Raw genomic sequence first — 18,087 nt, 5'->3', positions numbered from 1 at the left:
GCAAGGAGCATTGATGTCCGGTCACGATTCCGGTAACGCAAAGCGCGGGCGAGCGTCGTTTGGCGCATTCGTCCGCAAGCCGGTCGAGCGCGACACTGTCGCGAGCGCCGGTGAGGCTGCCGAGTCGGGCAGTCTCGGGGCGGTGCAAGCCTGGCCCGACGATGCTGTCGAGGTCGGGGCGGTAGTCGACGCCTACGGCCTGAAAGGCTGGGTCAAGGTGGCGACGCATGCCGACGCCGGTCGTGGCGGCGATGCGTTGCTCAACGCGCGCTGCTGGTGGCTGGAACGGGGTGGGGAGCGGTTGTCCGCTCGCATCCTGCAGTCGAAGACGCACGGCGACACTGTCGTCGCGCATACCGCGGGTGTCAGCGACCGCGATGCCGCACTGGCTTTGCGCGGCTTTCGCGTGTTCGTGCGCCGGGAAGATTTCCCGGTATTGGCCGCGGACGAATTCTATTGGGTCGACCTGATCGGCCTTGAGGTCGTCAACGAGCAATCGGTGGCGCTCGGGACGGTGAGCGGGATGATCGACAACGGCGTGCATTCGATCATGCGCGTCGAGTATCCGGCAGTCGGCAAGGATGGTCGGCCGACCACCGGCGAACGGCTGATTCCGTTCGTCGGCGTCTACGTCAAAACGGTGGATCAGGCGGCACGTCGCATCGTCGTCGACTGGGAAGCCGATTACTAATGAATCAGGTTACGGAGAGCGCGGTGCAGTTTGACGTCGTCACGCTCTTTCCCGAAATGTTCCGCGCGCTGACCGACTGGGGTATCACCAGCCGTGCCGTGAAGCAGGGGCGCTTCGGGCTGCGCACCTGGAATCCGCGTGATTTCACGACGGACAACTACCGCACGGTCGACGATCGTCCGTACGGCGGCGGTCCGGGCATGGTGATGCTGGCCAGGCCGCTAGAGGCTGCGATCGGTGCTGCGAAGGCAGCGCAGGCGGAGCAGGGCGTCGCGAGCACGCGTGTGGTGATGATGTCGCCGCAAGGTGCGCCGTTCACGCACGAACGTGCGGTGCGAATGGCGCAGGAGCCGGGTGTCATCGTGCTGTGTGGCCGCTACGAGGCGATCGATCAGCGTCTGCTCGACCGTTGCGTTGACGAGGAAATCAGCCTCGGCGATTTCGTTCTGTCCGGCGGCGAACTGCCGGCGATGGCGATGATGGATGCCGTTGTGCGCCTGCTGCCCGGCGTGCTGAACGATGCGCAGTCGGCCGTGCAGGACAGCTTCGTCGACGGGCTGCTTGATTGTCCGCATTACACGCGCCCCGAGGAGTACGAGGGGATGCGCGTGCCGGACGTGCTGCTCGGTGGCCATCATGCCGAGATCGAGCGGTGGCGGCGCCAGGAAGCATTGAGAAATACGTTGCGGAAGCGGCCGGACCTGATCGTCCGGGCGCGCCGCGAGAAGTTGTTGAGCCGTGCCGACGAGGCCTGGCTTGCGAACCTCGCACGCGAAGCGAAGAACGCCTCCTGAGGCGGCGTCGCGGGCGGGAAATGGCGGTGCCGTGCATGCGTGCGCGGCGCCTGATGTGAATCCATCCTCTATCGGGGCCAAGCCTGGAAGCAGGCGGGTGCAAACGCCGACAAGATGGCTTTAGGAGTCAGTGATGAATCTGATTGCAAAACTTGAGCAGGAAGAGATCGAGCGCGCGCTCGCCGGCAAGACGATCCCCGAATTCGCCCCGGGCGACACGGTGATCGTGAACGTGAACGTGGTTGAAGGTAACCGCAAGCGCGTTCAGGCGTACGAAGGCGTCGTGATCGCGATTCGCAACCGTGGTCTGAACTCGAACTTCATCGTCCGCAAGATCTCGTCGGGCGAAGGCGTCGAGCGTACGTTCCAGACCTACTCGCCGCTGCTGGCGAGCATCGTCGTGAAGCGTCGCGGTGATGTGCGTCGTGCGAAGCTGTACTACCTGCGCGAGCGTTCGGGCAAGTCGGCTCGAATCAAGGAAAAGCTGGTGTCGAAGGATCGCGCCGCAGCAGCTTCCCAAGAGTAAGAGCTGTAAGGAAAAAGCACCCACCCGGGTGCTTTTTTCATTCTGGCGCGACAATATGCTCGATACGTCACGAACTCGAGACCCCGATTGAATCGCCGCCCCATCATTGATCCCGAAGTGCTGCCGGTCGAAGGCACCGGCGCCGGCCTGCCGTCCATCGAATCCCGCTTGATGACGCCGCCCGGGCTGCGCGAGCGTTTCGCGCGCACGCTCGAATGGAGCGTCGAGCCCGGAGAGGTACGGCTGCAGGAGGGCGTCGATCCGCGCAGCGCTGCCGTTCTTATTCCGCTCGTCGTTCGCGAGAGCGGTCTCACCGTGCTGCTGACCCAGCGCGCCGATCACCTGAACGACCATGCCGGGCAGATCAGCTTTCCCGGTGGTCGCCGCGAGCCGTTCGATCGCGATGCGACGGCGACCGCGTTGCGCGAGGCGAAGGAAGAAATCGGACTAGCCGCCGAACCGGTGGAGATTCTCGGTGCGATGCCCGACTACCTGACGGGGACCGGCTTCTGCGTGACGCCCGTCGTGGGTCTCGTGCATCCCCCGTTCACCGTGCAGGCCGACACGTTCGAAGTTGCCGAGATTTTCGAGGTGCCGCTCGCGTTCCTGATGAGTCCGTCGAACCACCAGGTGCGCGTGTTCCGCTGGGAAGGCGGCGAGCGTCGTTTTTTTGCGATGCCCTATCCGAACGGCGAATCGGCCGGGTATTACTTCATCTGGGGCGCAACTGCCGGCATGTTGCGCAATCTGTACCGCTTCTTGGCAGCTGGATAGCATCCCACCCGAACCTGCGCACGCGGCCGGCTGACGGCCCGTCGCGTCGGCAGCCATGCGCCGCTTACGCTGTGCTATCGTTATGCAAAAAATGACATAACTCCGAAGACGGCACCACGCATGACTTTCTTTTCGGTTCTTCTCGCCCTCATCATCGAACAGGTCCGCGCGTTGTCGCCGAGCAATCCGGTGTTCGCGCTGTTCCAGTTTCATGCGGAAACCGTCGCCCATGGCCTCGACGCCGGCAAGCAAAAGCATGGCCTGCTCGCATGGATCGCAGTCGTGCTGCCGTGGGTTCTGGTCGTCGCGCTGATCTACTTCCTGCTGTTCAAGGTGAGCTTCGTGCTCGCGTTCATCTGGAACGTCGTCGTCGTGTATTTCACGCTCGGCTTCCGCCAGTTCAGCCACTACTTCACCGATATCCATCTCGCGCTTAACAACGACGACGTGCCGCGCGCGCGTGAAATCCTGCACGAGTGGACGGGCCTCGATACGGTCGACATGCCGGTCGGTGAAATCGTCCGCCATACGCTGATTCATGCGGTCGTTGCGTCCCATCGCCACGTGTTCGGCGTGTTCTTCTGGTACGTGCTGCCGATCGGTCCGGCCGGAGCCGTGCTGTACCGCATCTCCGAATATCTCGCGCGCAGCTGGTCGACGCCGGGCGACGATCGCACGGCCGCGTTCTCGACGTTCGCGCAGCGCGCGTTCTTCGTGATCGACTGGATTCCGTCGCGACTGACCGCGCTCGGCTTCGCGATCGTCGGCAATTTCGAGGATGCGATCTACGCGTGGCGCAATCACACGCGCCAGTGGCCCGACCCGAACGATGGCGTGCTGCTCGCGGCCGGCAGCGGCGCGCTTGGCGCGCGCCTCGCGGGGCCGCTCGCGGAACCGTCGAGTCTCGACGCGTTGGCGGTCGGTGACAGCGGCCCGTTGACAGTCGGTGATGATTGCACGCCGCGCACGCTGCAGTCCGCGGTCGGCCTGGTTTGGCGCGCCGTGATCCTGTGGATGATCCTGCTGTTGATGCTGACGCTGGCCGTCTGGGTGTCGTGACGCGGCAGCGAACATGCGCGATGAAACGAAAAGGCCGGCTTCATGCAGGCCTTTTTGCTGTGCGTCCGGTCAGTCCGCTCAGTCGTCGAGCAGATCGCGCGCGGCGCCGCATTGCCAGCAGGCGGTGAACTGGGCCTCCAGCGCCTCGCCGCATTGGCGGCAGCGCCACGGAACGGCCCCGGCCGACGGGCCGTGCGACGCCGCATCGAGGAGCCGCCGGGCGAGTGCATCGTCGCGCTCGTCGTCGAGCCACAGCTCGGGGGCGCAAGCGTCGGCGGGCAAGCCGCCGAGCGCGCCGGTCGCGTAGCAGTTGTGCAGTTCGCAGCCGATGCCGGCCACCTGCAGCACATTCGCCCAATGCTGCGCGGTGGCGAGATCGGGGGCCTTGAAACGCATCGCGGCTCCTGTCGGTGAAGGCCGGGCCGGCCCCGGCCGCCTTCTGTCCGCCGTGCGGTCAGCGGACGATCTGGCTTGCCTCGTGCACGAGCTGTGCGTAAAGCGCATGCCGCGACGGTGAAATGCGGCCGTCGGAGACGGCTTCGAGAATCGCGCAGCCCGGCTCGTGCAGATGATGACAATTATAGAAACGGCAGTCCGCGAGCAGCGGGCGGAATTCCGGGAACGCGCGCTCGAGGCGGCCTTCCGTCAGGTGGTAGAGGCCGAATTCCTGGAAGCCCGGCGAATCGATCAGTGCGCCGCCGCCTTCGAGCGGGTAGAGGCGCGTGAACGTCGTCGTATGGCGGCCGCTGTTGAGCGCGGCCGAGATTTCGCGGGTTGCGGCTTCGGCATCGGGCACGAGCAGGTTCACGAGCGTCGACTTGCCCATCCCGGACTGGCCGAGCAGGATCGTCGAATGCCCGGCCAGATGCGGCATCAGTTGCGCGCGCGCATCGTCGGGCGAGCCCTTCACCGACAGTTCGAGCACGTCGTAGCCGAGCGCCCGGTAGGGCGCGAGGCGCTCGCGGGCAACCGGCAGCGCGGCCTCGACGTCGATCTTGTTCAGCACGACGAGCGGCTTCAATTCGTTCGCTTCGGCCGCGATCAGCGCGCGGCCGAGGAGGTCCTCGCTGAAATAGGGCTCGGTTGCGAGCACGATCAGCAACTGGTCGAGGTTGGCCGCGAACAGCTTCGACTTGAACTGGTCGGAACGGTACAGTAGGTTGCGCCGCTCGCCGATCTCGACGATTACGCCCTGGTCCGCCGACGCCTGTTCGTACACGACGCGGTCGCCGACCGCGATCTCGCTTTTCTTGCCGCGGGGGAAGCACTGCAGCATCGGGCCGCCGTCGTCGGGCGCGACGATGTAGTGGCGGCCGTGCGCCGCGATCACGCGGCCTTCGACACGCGACGCGCCTGATGCGCGCGGAGCCGGCTTACGGGAGGTCGGCCGGCTCATGCGTGCTGCATCAGGCGGTCGATCCGCTGCGACGCCGGCGGATGCGAGTAGTAGAAGGCCGTGTAGACCGGGTCAGGCGTGAGGGTCGACGCGTTGTCCTCGTAAAGCTTCACGAGCGCGCTGATGAGATCCTGCGCGTCGGTCTGGCTGGCCGCGAACGCGTCGGCCTCGAATTCATGCTTGCGCGACGTGAGGCTGCTGAACGGCGTCGCGAAGAACAGGAACACGGGGATCGCGAGGAAGAACAGCACGAGCGCGGCGCCCGCGTTGCTCGTGTCGAGCGAAGGCGTGACGCCAAGCCCCGTGTAGAACCACGTGCGCTGCGCGAGCCAGCCGAGTAGCGCGAGCAGCACGAGACTCAGCACGAACGACACGAGCATCCGCTTCATTACGTGGCGACGCTTGAAGTGGCCGAGTTCGTGCGCGAGCACGGCCTCGATCTCCTGGCCGGACAGCCGCGCGAGCAGCGTGTCGAAGAACACGATCCGCTTCGATGCGCCGAAGCCCGTGAAATACGCGTTGCCGTGCGCGGAACGGCGGCTGCCGTCCATCACGAACAGGCCCTTCGCCGCGAAGCCGCACCGTTTCATCAGCGACTCGATGCGCGTGCGCAGCGCTTCGTCCTTCAGCGGTTCGAACTTGTTGAAGATCGGCGCGATGAAGGTCGGGTAGATCAGCAGCACGAGCATCTGGAATGCGACCCAGACGATCCAGGTCCACAGCCACCACAGGCTGCCGGCCTGGTTCATCAGCCACAGCACGACGAACAGCAGCGGCAGGCCGAGCACGGCGCCGAGCAGCGTGTTCTTCAGCATGTCGGTGAAGAACAGGCGCTTGGTCATGCGGTTGAAGCCGAACCGCTGTTCGATCCCGAACTGGCGGTAATACTCGAACGGCACGTCGATCACGCTCATGGTTGCGAGCACGGCGGCGACGAGCGCGACCTGCTGCCCGTAGCCGCGGCCGAACCAGCCCGTCAGCAGCGTGTCGAGGGCACCGACGCCGCCGAGCAGCGTGAGGCCGACCAGCACGGCCGCGCTGACGACGATTTCAAACATCGCCAGCCGGGTGCGCTCGACCGTATAGTCGGCCGCGCGCTGGTGGGCGGTCAGCGGAATGGTGGCGCTGAACTGCGCGGGCACGCCGTTACGGTGCGCGGCGACGAAGCGGATCTGCCGCGACGCGAGCCACAGCTTGGTGACGACCATCGCGAGCACGGCGAGCGCGAACAGCAGGGTGAACGAAAAGGGTGACATCGAAGGCGCCAAAGGGTTCTATGCGAGAATTATATGTTCTTGCGGACCGGGCCCGCTCACGCGATGCCGGCCGCCCGGGCGGCGCCGCGCGCCGTCCGCCATTTTCCAGGATGACTCATGACCGATACCGCCGCTTCCGCCAGCCAGCCCGCGCTCGTGCGCAACGAGTTGAACCTCGTCTGGCTCGACATGGAGATGACGGGCCTCGACCCGGATAACGACCGCATCATCGAAATCGCGGTCGTCGTGACCAATTCCACGCTCGACATCGCCGTCGAAGGGCCCGTGTTCGCGATCCACCAGAGCGACGAAACGCTCGCGAAGATGGACGACTGGAACAAGTCGACGCACGGCCGCTCGGGCCTGATCGACCGCGTGCGCGCGTCGACCGTGACCGAGGCGGACGCCGCCACGCAGCTGCAGGCGTTCCTCGCACAGTACGTATCGCCCGGCAAGTCGCCGATGTGCGGCAATTCGATCTGCCAGGATCGCCGTTTCATGGCGCGCTGGATGCCGGAATTCGAGAAATTCTTCCACTACCGCAATCTCGACGTCAGCACGCTGAAAGAGCTGTGCCGCCGCTGGCAGCCCGCGATCTACAAGGGCTTCCAGAAGCGCGCGATGCACACGGCACTCGCGGACATCCACGAGTCGATCGACGAACTGAAGTACTACCGCGAGCATTTCCTGATTCCGGCGGCGTCGGCGCCGGCAGGCGAGTCCGCACCGGCCGCCTGAGCGGGCCGGCACGCGCTCAGCGCGGCGCGCGTTGAGCGCTCTTCGGCCGGAACGCCGCGACCACTGCGGCGTCGGTCTCGATGTACGGGCCGCCGATCAGGTCGATGCAGTAGGGCACGGCCGCGAAGATGCCGGGCACGGTCGACTTGCCGTCGGCGTCGCGCAGCCCTTCGAGCGTTTCCCGGATCGACTTCGGCTGGCCGGGCAGGTTGATGATCAGGGCCGCGTGGTCGGCCGTCTCGCGGATTACCGCGACCTGTCGCGACAGGATCGCGGTCGGCACGAAATTCAGGCTGATCTGCCGCATCTGTTCGCCGAATCCCGGCATTTCCTTCGTCGCAACGGCCAGCGTGGCTTCCGGCGTCACGTCGCGCCGCGCAGGGCCGGTGCCGCCGGTCGTCAGCACCAGATCGCAGCCTGCCACGTCGACGAGTTCCGCCAGCGTGGCGGAGATCGTCGGCGCGTCGTCCTGGATCAGCCGGGTTTCGGCGCGCCACGGCGAGCGCAATGCGCCGGCGAGCCATTCCTGCAGCGCCGGAATGCCCTTGTCCTCATAAACACCCGTGCTGGCGCGGTCGCTGATCGACACGAGGCCGACCACGAGCTCGTCCGGGTGGTTACGCTTCGTCGTCGTCATGGTCGTCTCCGGCGTCGTCGGCCGCTTCGTCATCCCCGTCGGGCGTACCGCTCGCGGTCTTGATCCACTGGAACAGCTCGCGGAAATAGCGCGGCGGCTTGCCTTGCTGCGCTTCCTTGCGCGCGTTGCGGATCAGCGTGCGGCCTTCCTGGATGTCGGCTTCGGGGTGCTGGCGGAGGAATTCGGTCAGCGCGTCGTCGCTGGCGAGCAGCTGTTCGCGCGTGCGCTCGATCCAGTGCAGGCGAGCGGTCGCGGCCTTGTTCACGCCTCGCTGGGCGTCCAGCGCGGTGCGCAGCGCGGCCGTTTCATCCTCGGTCAGCGAGCGCATCACGCGGCCAACGTACTGGAGCTGGCGGCGCTTGCCTTCGTGGTCGGTGATCCGGCGCGCCTCGCGCACGGCGTCGGCGAGGTCCTCGGGCATCGGCATGCGCTTGAGCGCGTCCTTCGGCAGGTCGACCAGGGCCTGGCCGAGCTCCTGCAGCGCGTGCATCTCGCGTTTCAACTGGGATTTGCTGGGGCGATCGTAGCCGTTGCCGACGTCGTCGTCGGCATGCTCGATCGGCTGGATTCGGGTTTTGCGTGTCATGGGCGGCATTGTATCGCGGCGCGAACACCCCAAGCTTGTCGGTATGCGGCCCCGGACCTTGCTATGATCGCGGGATACGCAACATTTTGAACATGCGGGCGGCACGCCCGCCACCGGATATCACGACGATGGCAGCCAATCTCGACGTACAAGCGCGCTATTTCCCGCACACGCAGGACCAGCTCAAAGAAATTGCCTCGGACATCCTTCGCCATGCGAAGGCGCTTGGCGCGACGGACGCCGCGACCGAAATCTCCGAAGGCGACGGCCTGTCGGTGTCGGTGCGCCGCGGCGAGGTCGAGACGATCGAACACAACCGCGACAAGATGGTCGGCGTGACGGTGTTCATCGGCAAGAAGCGCGGCAACGCGAGCACGTCGGACTTCTCGCCGGCCGCAATCAAGGATACCGTCGCCGCCGCGTACAACATCGCGCGCTTCACGGCCGAGGACGATGCGGCCGGCCTCGCCGAGGCCGAGTTGCTCGAAACCGACCCGCGCGACCTCGATCTCTACCACCCGTGGGCGCTGACGGCCGACGAGGCCGTCGAGCTCGCCCGTCGCGCGGAGGACGCCGCCTTCGCGGTCAGTTCGCAGATCCGCAACTCGGAAGGCGCGAGCGTGTCGGCGCAGCATTCGCAGTTCGTGCTCGCGACGTCGCGCGGCTTCCTTGCCGGCTACCCGTACTCGCGCCACTACATCGCGTGTGCGCCGATCGCGGGCACCGGCCGCCACATGCAGCGGGACGACTGGTATTCGTCGAAGCGCAGCGCAGTCGACCTCGCTGCGCCGGAAGCCGTCGGGCGCTATGCGGCCGAGCGTGCGCTGGCGCGGATGGGCGCGCGCCGTCTCGACACCCGCAAGGTGCCCGTGCTGTTCGAGGCGCCGCTCGCGGCCGGCCTGCTCGGCGCATTCGTGCAGGCCGTCAGCGGCGGCGCGTTGTACCGCAAGACGTCGTTCCTCGTCGACAGCCTCGGCAAGCCGGTGTTCGCACCGCACGTGCAGGTCGTCGAGGATCCGCACGTGCCGCGTGCAATGGGCAGCGCGCCGTTCGACGAGGAAGGCGTGCGCACGCGTGCGCGCAGCGTCGTCAGCGACGGTGTCGTCGAAGGCTACTTCCTGTCGACCTATTCGGCGCGCAAGCTCGGCACGCAGACGACCGGCAACGCGGGCGGTTCGCACAACCTCGCGCTGCGCAGTTCGAACACGCAGCCGGGCGATGATTTCGACGCGATGCTGAAGAAGCTCGGCACGGGCCTGCTGTTGACGGAGCTGATGGGGCAGGGCGTGAACTACGTGACCGGCGACTATTCGCGCGGCGCGGCAGGCTTCTGGGTCGAGAACGGCGTGATCCAGTATCCGGTCGAGGAAATCACCGTCGCGAGCACGTTGCAGGAGATGTTCCGGCATATCGTCGCGATCGGCGCGGACTCGATCGTGCGCGGTACGAAGGAAACGGGCTCGGTGCTGATCGAGCAGATGACGATCGCCGGCCAGTAAGCGGCGCGGCGTCGGTCGCCACTGTCAAGTCCTGGAATAAGTTGACAGTATCCAGGCGCTAGAACGCCCGATGCACCGCATCGGGCGTTTTGTATTTCAGCGCGGCATGTGGCCGTTCATAGTTGTAGATGTGTACCGACTGTTCGACCATCTTGGCGGCCTGTTCAAGGTCCGCAGGACGTTGCAACAGGAACTCCCCCTTGAGAATGCCGTTGACCCGCTCAGCCAGCGCATTCTGATAGCAGTCGTAGCCGTCCGTCATTGAACAGCGCAGGCCGTGATGCCGATGGATGTCCTGATAGTAGGTCGAACAGTACTGGACCCCGCGATCGGAGTGATGGATCAACGGCTGCCGGCTCCGGCGCTTGCGCAACGCCTTCTTGAGCGCCTGACTGACCTGCTCGGTTTGCAGGCTGTCGTGAACGTGATGACCGACGATCTTGCGCGAGAACGCATCCGTGACGAGACTCAAATACACAAACGGGCCAGCCGTCGGCAGATACGTGATGTCGGCCACCCACACTTGTTCGGGGCCGGTCGGCACGATTTGATCCGGCCCGGGTTTCAGTAGATTCGGATGACGCCGGAAGCGGTGATGGCTATGGGTGGTCTTGTGATACGCCCGGTGCGGTACGACCAGTAGGCGCGCGGCACGCAGCACGTCGAACAGCCGATCTCGCCCCAGCTTGATGCCGCGCTCGACCAACGCTGGCCCGAGCAGATGATGGAGCTTGCGTGTGCCCAGCCTCGGCTGGCGAAGCCGCACGTCTCGCACCAGCGCAGTGACGGTCTCGCTCTGCGAGCAACGGTGTTCCTCGCTGCGGCATCGCTTGTAATACGCTTGGCGGCTGATACCCATGTATCGGCAGGCCCGCTCGACGCTCAGCTTTTCGATCCGCTTTTGCGCGACGACCTGCCTGAAGGCTTTTTTACGGTGATCCCGTAATCCTTGCGCATCACGTCGACCACGGCTTCGAATAGCGCGGCTTTCTCCTGCGCCTGTCGCAACTGCGTCTCCAACTCCTTGATGCGCTGCTCCGGTGTGAGCGGCTTTGAGTCTTGCTTTGACATGGTGGAACCCGATCGCGCACGGCCGGATGGATCGGCCCAATCCTGCAAGCCGTGCTTACGTAACCATACCAGCACGGTCGAGCGCCCCTGGATGCCGTAGCGTCGCTGTGCCTCTTTGTACGTCAGTTCGCCTTTTTCGACCTGCGCCACCACCGACAGTTTAAAAGCCAGGCTGTAGTCCCGCTGCGTCCGCTTGATCCCTTGCTCCATTTGGCACCTCTTCGTTTCGGCGAAAAAGTGTCAACCTATTTCTGGACGGGTCACACGAAACGAAAAAGCCCGACTGGCGTGAGTGCGCCGGTCGGGCTTTTTGTCGTGTGCCGCGTGTCAGTCGCGCTTGCGCGCGTAGACGACGAACGCATAGCTGAACGTGTTCGGCGCGGCGGCCTGGTGCGGATCGCGCGACACTTCTTGCCAGTGCGCGGGATCGGGCGCCGGGAACGACGCATCGCCGTCGAAGTCCGCGTCGATCTCGGTGACGACCAGCTTGTCGGCGAGTTCCAGGCCTTCCGCATAGAGCTGTGCGCCGCCGATCAGGAATGCTTCGGCCACCCCGTCACGCGCGGCGAGCGCGAGCGCATCGGCGAGCGACGTGACGGTGTCGCAGCCGTCGAAGCGGCGCGCTGCGTCGCGCGTGACGACGATATTGCGGCGGCCCGGCAGCGGCCGGCCGATCGACTCGTGGGTCTTGCGGCCCATCACGATCGGCGCGCCCATCGTCGTGCGCTTGAAGAACGCGAGGTCCTCGGGAAGTTTCCAGGGCAACTGGTTGTCGCGGCCGATGATGCCGTTGCGGGCGCGCGCGACGATCAGGGTCAACGTCGTCATGAAGGTCGGAGAAGAGGAGAACCGGAATGGCGCCGATTCTACCGGAATGGCGGCGCGCGGCCGTATCGATGCGGATGCGCGGGCGCCTTGGCAGATTCCGGTCCGCCGCACCTCGCCGACGGTGGCGACGAGGTGCGGCCTTTGCGCCGTAATGTCCTGAATAAAAAGAGTGCCCGCCGGGGGACGGACACAAAAACGGTTCGCGTCGAGATATCGACGCTGTGTGGACTGACCTGACTCATCTCGCTCGTCTGTAATCCTCATCAATTGAGCGGCATGTGGCGTCGTGAGCAGATTATTGATGCACGCGGTTTCCGGCGTTTCCCTCCATCGCATGCTGCGCGTTGCCGGGAAGCGGAACAGGAATCGGTACCGGCAGCGGAGTAGGCGGGGCGAGCTCGTCCCACAGCGTCACCCATGTCTTGCTCGACGAACGCGGTTGGGGTGCGGCGACCGGCACGATACCGATGTGGTTGTCCTGTTGCGTGTGCGCCGCGTTATCGGCAAGCAGCATCGCACGTTCGGGCCGCGCGCTTTCTTCCGCGCGGACCGGCATGAACGGACACGCCAGCGCAAATGCAATCGTGATCTGCACACAAGACCGTGAAAAAAGTGTTCGCATGGCTGCCTTCTCCGATCCGTTGCACATTCAGCGAAATACATGCCATCGGGCGAAGAGCATTGTCGCGTCTGCGATTCGCGGGGGAGCATCGTGAATCGCAATCGAAATCGCCGGGAAATGTTTCAGGCGTGAAACGAAGGGGCTTGGGAGTACTGCGGATTCATTCGATACGCTTCAAGGATGAAAATCTGGGCGTGTGTCGATGCAGGTACGCGTCACTGCGCGTGTGCTTATGTGCAGATGATTGATAAACGTCGACCATTGAGCGATTCGGCCGCTCGCCCATTTGCGCTGCAATCGGTTTGTCGTATTCAGCGCCTATAACTAAGCCGTCGTGACCCAAAATAACTGGACGCGAGACAAGCGCCATCATGCGTGGCTGGTCGTCGCCGCGCATCGGCATGGCGAATCGAGCCGCTTCGGCTGACCCGGTTCGATCCTTTAGCACGCGACTTGGCGTGTGCTGCAATCGTTAGACGGTTGATGAACGGGGTGGGCATATGGGAGCCGAGCAGCGGCATGTGATCTATTTCTCGCGCGAGCCGAACGACGCGTTGCGCGGACATTTCGACGAATGCGGGTGGCGCGTCGATCTTGCGGAAAGCGCACGCGACGTGCGGCGTGTCGTGCAGCACGGCGTGGCAACCGCCGGCCTGCTCGATTTCTCGCCGGGCTTTCGGCCCGCGGATCTGCGCGAACTCGAAACGTGTCTGAGCATCCAGCACATCGGCTGGATCGCGGCGACCCGGCGTGGGCAGTTGCAGGACGCGTCGCTGCGGCATCTCATTCGCGACTATTGCTTCGACTACGTGACGATGCCGTACGAGGCGTCGCGCATCGTCGAGACCATCGGCCATGCGCACGGCATGGTCGCACTGACCGACCCGGTGGCGGCGCCCGTCGGCGCCGGGCGCGCCGAAGGCGAGATGGTCGGCACCTGCGACGCGATGCTCGGACTCTTCAGGACGATCCGGCGCGTCGCCACGACCGATGCACCGGTGTTCATCTCCGGCGAATCGGGTACCGGCAAGGAACTGACGGCCGTTGCGATCCACGAGCGCTCGGCGCGCGCGCAGGCGCCGTTCGTCGCGATCAATTGCGGTGCGATTCCGTCGACGCTGCTGCAAGCCGAGCTGTTCGGCTATGAGCGCGGCGCTTTTACGGGCGCGAACCAGCGCAAGATCGGCCGTGTCGAGGCCGCGAACGGCGGCACGCTGTTTCTCGACGAGATCGGCGACCTGCCGCTCGAGAGCCAGGCGAGCCTGCTGCGATTCCTGCAGGAAGGCAAGATCGAGCGGCTCGGCGCGCATGTGTCGGTGCCGGTCGACGTGCGCGTGATCTGCGCGACGCACGTGAACATGGAAGCGGCGCTGCGCGACGGGCTGTTCCGCGAGGACCTGTTCCATCGGCTGTGCGTGCTGAAGATCGAGGAGCCGCCGCTGCGCGCGCGCGGCAAGGATATCGAGCTGCTGGCGCGCCACATGCTCGAGCGTTTCAAGGGTGATGCGCATCGCCGCTTGCGTGGCTTCTCGCCGGATGCGATCGCCGCGCTGTACGGCTATTCGTGGCCCGGCAACGTGCGCGAGCTGATCAATCGCGTGCGCCGCGCGATCGTGATGTCGGAGGGCCGGATGATTACCGCGGCCGATCTCGAACTCAACGAATTCGCGATCCTGGCGCCCGTCTCGCTGACCGAGGCGCGGGAAGCGGCCGAACGGCAGGCGATCGAGCAGGCGCTGCTGCGCCACCGCGGCCGTTTCGCCGATGCGGCGCGCGAACTCGGCGTGTCGCGCGTCACGCTGTACCGGCTGATGTGCGCGCATGGCATGCGCGATCGCAGCGACCCGCTGGGAGGGTTTTCGGCGCCGTTGCCGGAGGTTCCGCGTCACGCTTGCTAAAATTGGCGGGTGACGGCCGCCCTCGCGGCCGAAGGAACCCGCATGAAACAGTACCTCGACCTCGTTCGCACCATCCTCGACACCGGCACCTGGCAGGAGAACCGCACGGGCATCCGCACCATCAGCATGCCCGGTGCGATGCTGCGGTTCGACCTGCAGCAAGGTTTCCCGGCCGTGACGACCAAGAAGCTCGCGTTCAAGTCCGCGATCGGCGAACTGGTCGGCTTCCTGCGGGCATCGCGCAGCGCGGCCGATTTCCGCGCGCTCGGCTGCAAGGTGTGGGACGCGAACGCGAACGACAATGCGCAGTGGCTCGCGAACCCGTACCGCCAGGGCGTCGACGACCTGGGCGACGTGTACGGCGTGCAATGGCGCCAGTGGCCCGGCTACAAGGTGCTCGACGCGGGCGCCGACGCGCAGGTCGCCGACGCGACGCGCCGCGGTTTCCGGATCGTCACGCGCTTCGACGAGGACGGTGCACCGAAGGTGCTCCTGTACAAGGCGATCGACCAGTTGCGCCAGTGTCTCGACACGATCATGGAGAACCCGGCCGATCGCCGCATTCTGTTTCACGCGTGGAATCCGGCCGTACTCGACCAGATCGCGCTGCCCGCGTGCCATCTGCTGTACCAGTTCCTGCCGAACGTCACGAAGCGCGAGATTTCGCTGTGTCTGTACATCCGCAGCAACGACGTCGGGCTCGGCACGCCGTTCAACCTGACGGAAGGGGCTGCGCTGCTGTCGCTCGTCGGTCGGCTGACGGGTTATACGCCGCGCTGGTTCACGTACTTCATCGGTGACGCGCATATCTACGAGAACCAGCTCGACATGCTGCAGCAGCAGCTCACGCGCGAACCGTACGACAGCCCGCGGCTCGAGATTGCCGAGCGCGTGCCGGACTACGCGAAGACGGGTGTTTATGCGCCCGAATGGCTCGAGCAGATCGAGCCGTCCGACTTCTCGCTCGTCGGCTATCGGCATCATGAGCCGCTGACCGCGCCGATGGCGGTCTGAGCCCCGGCGTTCGACGGCGCGGCGGTGCGGGTCACGCGATCCGCGCCAGACGGAATGAAGAAGGCCCGACTGGCATTCGCCGGTCGGGCCTTTCCGCTTTATCGGGCGCGGTTACTGGCGGTGCCGCTCGTCGTGGCCGCCGGGCGGCGGGTTGCTCGGGCGCGGCGCCTCGACGTGCGGCGCCGGTTGCGGCCGTGGTTCCATGTGCGGCGCGGGCATCGACGGCCGCGGCTCCATGCGCGGAGCTTGCGGCTGCGGTCGCGGCATTTCGTGCACGGCCGGCGCGGGCGGGTGGTACTCGTTCACGCGCGGCGGCGCGACTTCGTGCCTTGGTGCCGGTTGCGCGAATTCGGGGCGCGGTTGCGGTGTCGGGGCGGCCCGCTCGGGCCGCGGCTGCGCATGCTGGGCCGGTGCCGCGAAGTCAGGACGCGGACGCGGCTGCGGAATCTGCGCGGTCGTATCGAGCCGTGGTTGCGGCAACGCGCGCGGCGTTTCCTGCCGCCCGCCGAGTTGCGTACTGGGCGCGGCTTCCGGATGCTGGGCCGGTGCCGCGCCGCGCACGGGCGGCAGTGCATTCTGTCCCGCTGCGTGGAGAGCCGTCGGCGGCGTCGGCCGCTGACGCTCCATCGGCGTATGCGGTTGCATCCACGCGGGCGCGGGCGCCGCGGCAGCATGCGTGTTGTCGTGCCCGGTCGGCGTGTTGGCGGACGTCGGCGGGTGCGGGACGCCATTTCCAGGGCCCAATGCCTGACGCGCAGCCGGATTGCCCGGTGCCTGCGGCGTGGCACCGTTCGTGAAGCGCGGCGCATTGGGGCCTTCGCCGTTCGTCGGCCGCGCGCCATTCGGCACGACAGGCATCGGCGCACCCGGCCGTGCGGCCAGTGCCTGTGCCGGGGCTGGCTGCCCGTCGCGCGGCGCGTGCGCCGGTTGCACGACAGGACCGTGCGGGTTCACGAGCTGAACGTTGCGCATCGCCCATGCACCGGCCTTCGGGTTGCCCGGAACGCGGACCGGGCGAGCCGTATAGTCGGCCGGCACGTTCGTCTTCGCGACGGGCGCGCCCGCGCCCGGCACGCGCGCGCCTTGCCGGGCGAGACGCGCGGCCGCCTGGTCGCGATACGCGGCCGGTACCGCCGGATTGCGCGTCGCGACGAACGTGTGCTGTCCGATCGCAGCCGGCGGGCGGTAGCTGGCCGTGCGCAGTCCGCCGGTAAAGCTCTGGCGTACCGGCGCAATGCCGGGGGTGCCCGGCATCACGTGCGCGTTGCGCCATTGCTGCGGATCGACGCGCTGCGAGAAGTGCGCGACTGGCTGACCGTGCACGAACGCGGACGCCGGCACGGCCCTGATCGCGTGCGGCGCGCGGAAGTTCACGTACGTCTTGTTGATGTTCGTGATGTTGGTGATGTTCGTCACGTTCACGGTCTTGTTGACCGACACGTTGTTGACCACGATGTTCCGGTTCACGCGATCGTAGTAATGCGGGCTCCAGCCACCCCAGCCGGGATGCCAGGCTTCGCCCGGGCCGAGTGCGAACCACGCGCAGCCGGCCGCGGCGACGCCGCCGACCGTCAGGGCGACGCTCCAGTCGGGACCGCCGCCTCCACCCACGAACGCGACGAGCGCCGGCGCGTAGACGGGCGGCTGGCTGACGACCATCGGGCCGGGCACCCATGCCCAGCTATCGTCGACATAGGCCCAGCGGCCGTAGTGATAGGGCGCGAAGCCCCACGGTGCATCGTCGACCCACGTCCAGCCCCACGGCGCTTGCCAGATCCAGTGACCGTCGTGATACGGCGCCCAGTCGGCCGGCGTGTCGTTCGGCACCCAGACCTCGCCGTAATTCGGGGTTTCGCGCCACGTACCGTTCGCGTCGAGGTCCTGATAGCCGGGAACGTCGCGCGATACGTAGCGGGCCGACACCGAGCGCTGCTCGGCCGCATCGCGGCTGGCGGCCCACTGGTCGAGCGCATCGGGGGCCGGTGCGGCCGATTGCTGTGCGACCTGCAGGTCGGTGCCGGTGAATACGACCTGCTGCCCGGGCGACAGCGGATACTGCCCGTTGCTGCCGTAGACGGTCGCGCTGCCGCTGCGGACGGTGACCGTCGTGGTCGCACCGTTCGGCGCGACATCGACGCGATAGTCGCCGGGGCCCGTGATGCCGAGCGCGAGATTGGGCGTATCGATTTCGTAGGTTCCGCCGGGCGGCAGATCGCGTACGTGGGTCGACACGGTGCCGAGCCCGACTTTCAGCTGCGTCGTGTTGTCGTCGAGGTTCAGGACCGACAGGTTCGTCGATTCGCCGAGACGCACCGCAGTCGAGCCGATGTGCAGTTCCGAGCGCGCGCCGGCATCGTTCCACAGCTGGTCGCCGGTCGTCAGCGGCCGGTTCACGGCGGCGTACGACCAGGTATCGGTGCCGGCGGGCTCCGTCGTCACGGCACCCGACATGTAGTTGAGCCGGGCGACGCGGCTCGGCGGATCGCCACCCGGCTGTCGGGCGGCGGCCGCATACGCCGCGGCCTGTGTCGCTTGCGCGAATGCGGACGGCAGGGTCGCCAGCGTGGCGACAGCGAGCAGCGTGCAGTGGGCGGTTCGCTTGAGCGTGAACAGGGAGGCCATGATGAGCGTCTTCGTCGTTATCGCGGCGCGTCGATTCGTGCCGTCGAGTTCACAATATCCGCTCGGCCTGTTTCAG

At 66.2% G+C, this 18,087-nt stretch carries 18 protein-coding genes; 9 read left to right on the top strand and 9 right to left on the bottom strand.

Annotated elements, in window-relative coordinates; translation table 11 throughout:
• Positions 1 to 13: 13 nt before the first annotated feature.
• The 5 genes from rimM to WS66_RS24415 all read left to right on the top strand — a co-directional run bounded on the left by rimM (position 14) and on the right by WS66_RS24415 (position 3,844).
• Complete coding sequence (gene rimM / locus WS66_RS24435; protein ID WP_059599371.1) at positions 14 to 691, top strand: ribosome maturation factor RimM; 678 nt, start codon at positions 14 to 16, stop codon at positions 689 to 691.
• On the top strand, positions 691 to 1,485 hold the full coding sequence (trmD, locus tag WS66_RS24430) for a tRNA (guanosine(37)-N1)-methyltransferase TrmD (RefSeq protein ID WP_059599372.1): 795 nt from the start codon (positions 691 to 693) through the stop codon (positions 1,483 to 1,485). Before rimM ends, trmD begins: the two co-directional genes overlap by 1 nt.
• Before the next feature lie 133 nt (positions 1,486 to 1,618).
• Complete coding sequence (gene rplS, locus WS66_RS24425) at positions 1,619 to 2,011, top strand: 50S ribosomal protein L19 (protein ID WP_006753174.1); 393 nt, start codon at positions 1,619 to 1,621, stop codon at positions 2,009 to 2,011.
• Positions 2,012 to 2,098: 87 nt separating this feature from the next.
• Positions 2,099 to 2,785 (top strand): CoA pyrophosphatase, encoded by a 687-nt coding sequence (locus WS66_RS24420; RefSeq protein WP_059599373.1) that lies wholly within the window; start codon positions 2,099 to 2,101, stop codon positions 2,783 to 2,785.
• 120 nt (positions 2,786 to 2,905) lie between these two features.
• Positions 2,906 to 3,844, top strand: a complete 939-nt coding sequence (locus tag WS66_RS24415; protein WP_059599374.1) for a CobD/CbiB family protein — start codon at positions 2,906 to 2,908, stop codon at positions 3,842 to 3,844.
• A 78-nt stretch (positions 3,845 to 3,922) separates the two neighbouring features.
• Here WS66_RS24415 and WS66_RS24410 read toward each other — a convergent pair whose 3' ends face one another.
• Genes WS66_RS24410 through WS66_RS24400 form a run of 3 tightly spaced genes read right to left on the bottom strand, consistent with a single transcriptional unit; the run spans position 3,923 to position 6,496 of the window.
• Positions 3,923 to 4,240, bottom strand: a complete 318-nt coding sequence (locus WS66_RS24410; protein WP_059599375.1) for a putative signal transducing protein — start codon at positions 4,238 to 4,240, stop codon at positions 3,923 to 3,925.
• A gap of 58 nt (positions 4,241 to 4,298) precedes the next feature.
• The gene (gene rsgA / locus WS66_RS24405) at positions 4,299 to 5,240 is read right to left on the bottom strand and encodes a ribosome small subunit-dependent GTPase A (protein ID WP_059599376.1); all 942 of its coding nucleotides are present in this window, start codon (positions 5,238 to 5,240) and stop codon (positions 4,299 to 4,301) included.
• Positions 5,237 to 6,496 (bottom strand): M48 family metallopeptidase, encoded by a 1,260-nt coding sequence (locus WS66_RS24400; RefSeq protein ID WP_059599377.1) that lies wholly within the window; start codon positions 6,494 to 6,496, stop codon positions 5,237 to 5,239. The genes rsgA and WS66_RS24400 overlap by 4 nt, the downstream gene beginning before the upstream one ends.
• A 117-nt stretch (positions 6,497 to 6,613) precedes the next feature.
• Between WS66_RS24400 and orn the strand changes: the two genes are divergently transcribed.
• Complete coding sequence (orn, locus tag WS66_RS24395) at positions 6,614 to 7,234, top strand: oligoribonuclease (protein ID WP_059599378.1); 621 nt, start codon at positions 6,614 to 6,616, stop codon at positions 7,232 to 7,234.
• A gap of 16 nt (positions 7,235 to 7,250) precedes the next feature.
• Here the strand turns inward: orn and mog are convergent, their stop codons facing one another.
• On the bottom strand, positions 7,251 to 7,871 hold the full coding sequence (gene mog / locus WS66_RS24390) for a molybdopterin adenylyltransferase (RefSeq protein ID WP_082728832.1): 621 nt from the start codon (positions 7,869 to 7,871) through the stop codon (positions 7,251 to 7,253).
• Positions 7,852 to 8,457, bottom strand: coding sequence for a ribosome biogenesis factor YjgA (yjgA, locus tag WS66_RS24385; RefSeq protein WP_272482657.1), 606 nt, complete (start codon positions 8,455 to 8,457; stop codon positions 7,852 to 7,854). The genes mog and yjgA overlap by 20 nt, the downstream gene beginning before the upstream one ends.
• A 128-nt stretch (positions 8,458 to 8,585) precedes the next feature.
• Between yjgA and pmbA the strand changes: the two genes are divergently transcribed.
• The gene (pmbA, locus tag WS66_RS24380; protein ID WP_059599380.1) at positions 8,586 to 9,956 is read left to right on the top strand and encodes a metalloprotease PmbA; all 1,371 of its coding nucleotides are present in this window, start codon (positions 8,586 to 8,588) and stop codon (positions 9,954 to 9,956) included.
• Positions 9,957 to 10,014: 58 nt separating this feature from the next.
• On the opposite strand, the gene WS66_RS24375 is transcribed toward pmbA, so the two are convergent.
• From WS66_RS24375 to WS66_RS24365, 3 genes are all read right to left on the bottom strand, one after another.
• Positions 10,015 to 11,237 (bottom strand): IS3 family transposase gene (locus tag WS66_RS24375; protein WP_108064678.1). Its coding sequence is split into 2 segments (ribosomal slippage): positions 10,015 to 10,869 and positions 10,872 to 11,237, totalling 1,221 coding nucleotides; the frame shifts between segments, so codons are not numbered across the junction.
• A gap of 117 nt (positions 11,238 to 11,354) precedes the next feature.
• A complete protein-coding gene (locus WS66_RS24370; protein ID WP_059606976.1) occupies positions 11,355 to 11,855 on the bottom strand; it encodes a dihydrofolate reductase in 501 nt (166 codons plus the stop codon).
• Between the two features lie 295 nt (positions 11,856 to 12,150).
• On the bottom strand, positions 12,151 to 12,477 hold the full coding sequence (locus WS66_RS24365; RefSeq protein WP_059606979.1) for a hypothetical protein: 327 nt from the start codon (positions 12,475 to 12,477) through the stop codon (positions 12,151 to 12,153).
• 500 nt (positions 12,478 to 12,977) lie between these two features.
• Here WS66_RS24365 and WS66_RS24355 point away from each other — a divergent pair, with 500 nt between their 5' ends.
• Together WS66_RS24355 and WS66_RS24350 are read left to right on the top strand one after the other, a co-directional pair.
• Positions 12,978 to 14,375, top strand: a complete 1,398-nt coding sequence (locus WS66_RS24355; RefSeq protein ID WP_059606981.1) for a sigma-54 dependent transcriptional regulator — start codon at positions 12,978 to 12,980, stop codon at positions 14,373 to 14,375.
• 42 nt (positions 14,376 to 14,417) lie between these two features.
• The gene (locus WS66_RS24350) at positions 14,418 to 15,389 is read left to right on the top strand and encodes a thymidylate synthase (RefSeq protein WP_059607103.1); all 972 of its coding nucleotides are present in this window, start codon (positions 14,418 to 14,420) and stop codon (positions 15,387 to 15,389) included.
• 111 nt (positions 15,390 to 15,500) lie between these two features.
• Here the strand turns inward: WS66_RS24350 and WS66_RS24345 are convergent, their stop codons facing one another.
• Complete coding sequence (locus tag WS66_RS24345; RefSeq protein ID WP_059606983.1) at positions 15,501 to 18,011, bottom strand: DUF6600 domain-containing protein; 2,511 nt, start codon at positions 18,009 to 18,011, stop codon at positions 15,501 to 15,503.
• Positions 18,012 to 18,087: the final 76 nt, after the last annotated feature.

The sequence above is a fragment of the Burkholderia sp. LA-2-3-30-S1-D2 genome (genome assembly GCF_001523915.2).
GTDB classification, from domain to species: domain Bacteria; phylum Pseudomonadota; class Gammaproteobacteria; order Burkholderiales; family Burkholderiaceae; genus Burkholderia; species Burkholderia diffusa.
This window is presented reverse-complemented; position numbering and strand designations above follow the sequence as displayed.

What these genes read in the sequence shown, in the direction of transcription:
- rimM (WP_059599371.1), top strand. Translation starts at nt 14, where the DNA reads ATGTCCGGTCACGATTCCGGTAACGCAAAGCGCGGGCGAGCGTCGTTT.
- trmD (WP_059599372.1), top strand. Translation starts at nt 691, where the DNA reads ATGAATCAGGTTACGGAGAGCGCGGTGCAGTTTGACGTCGTCACGCTC.
- rplS (WP_006753174.1), top strand. Translation starts at nt 1,619, where the DNA reads ATGAATCTGATTGCAAAACTTGAGCAGGAAGAGATCGAGCGCGCGCTC.
- WS66_RS24415 (WP_059599374.1), top strand. Translation starts at nt 2,906, where the DNA reads ATGACTTTCTTTTCGGTTCTTCTCGCCCTCATCATCGAACAGGTCCGC.
- WS66_RS24410 (WP_059599375.1), bottom strand. Translation starts at nt 4,240, where the DNA reads ATGCGTTTCAAGGCCCCCGATCTCGCCACCGCGCAGCATTGGGCGAAT.
- rsgA (WP_059599376.1), bottom strand. Translation starts at nt 5,240, where the DNA reads ATGAGCCGGCCGACCTCCCGTAAGCCGGCTCCGCGCGCATCAGGCGCG.
- WS66_RS24400 (WP_059599377.1), bottom strand. Translation starts at nt 6,496, where the DNA reads ATGTCACCCTTTTCGTTCACCCTGCTGTTCGCGCTCGCCGTGCTCGCG.
- orn (WP_059599378.1), top strand. Translation starts at nt 6,614, where the DNA reads ATGACCGATACCGCCGCTTCCGCCAGCCAGCCCGCGCTCGTGCGCAAC.
- mog (WP_082728832.1), bottom strand. Translation starts at nt 7,871, where the DNA reads ATGACGACGACGAAGCGTAACCACCCGGACGAGCTCGTGGTCGGCCTC.
- yjgA (WP_272482657.1), bottom strand. Translation starts at nt 8,457, where the DNA reads ATGACACGCAAAACCCGAATCCAGCCGATCGAGCATGCCGACGACGAC.
- pmbA (WP_059599380.1), top strand. Translation starts at nt 8,586, where the DNA reads ATGGCAGCCAATCTCGACGTACAAGCGCGCTATTTCCCGCACACGCAG.
- WS66_RS24370 (WP_059606976.1), bottom strand. Translation starts at nt 11,855, where the DNA reads ATGACGACGTTGACCCTGATCGTCGCGCGCGCCCGCAACGGCATCATC.
- WS66_RS24365 (WP_059606979.1), bottom strand. Translation starts at nt 12,477, where the DNA reads ATGCGAACACTTTTTTCACGGTCTTGTGTGCAGATCACGATTGCATTT.
- WS66_RS24355 (WP_059606981.1), top strand. Translation starts at nt 12,978, where the DNA reads ATGGGAGCCGAGCAGCGGCATGTGATCTATTTCTCGCGCGAGCCGAAC.
- WS66_RS24350 (WP_059607103.1), top strand. Translation starts at nt 14,418, where the DNA reads ATGAAACAGTACCTCGACCTCGTTCGCACCATCCTCGACACCGGCACC.
- WS66_RS24345 (WP_059606983.1), bottom strand. Translation starts at nt 18,011, where the DNA reads ATGGCCTCCCTGTTCACGCTCAAGCGAACCGCCCACTGCACGCTGCTC.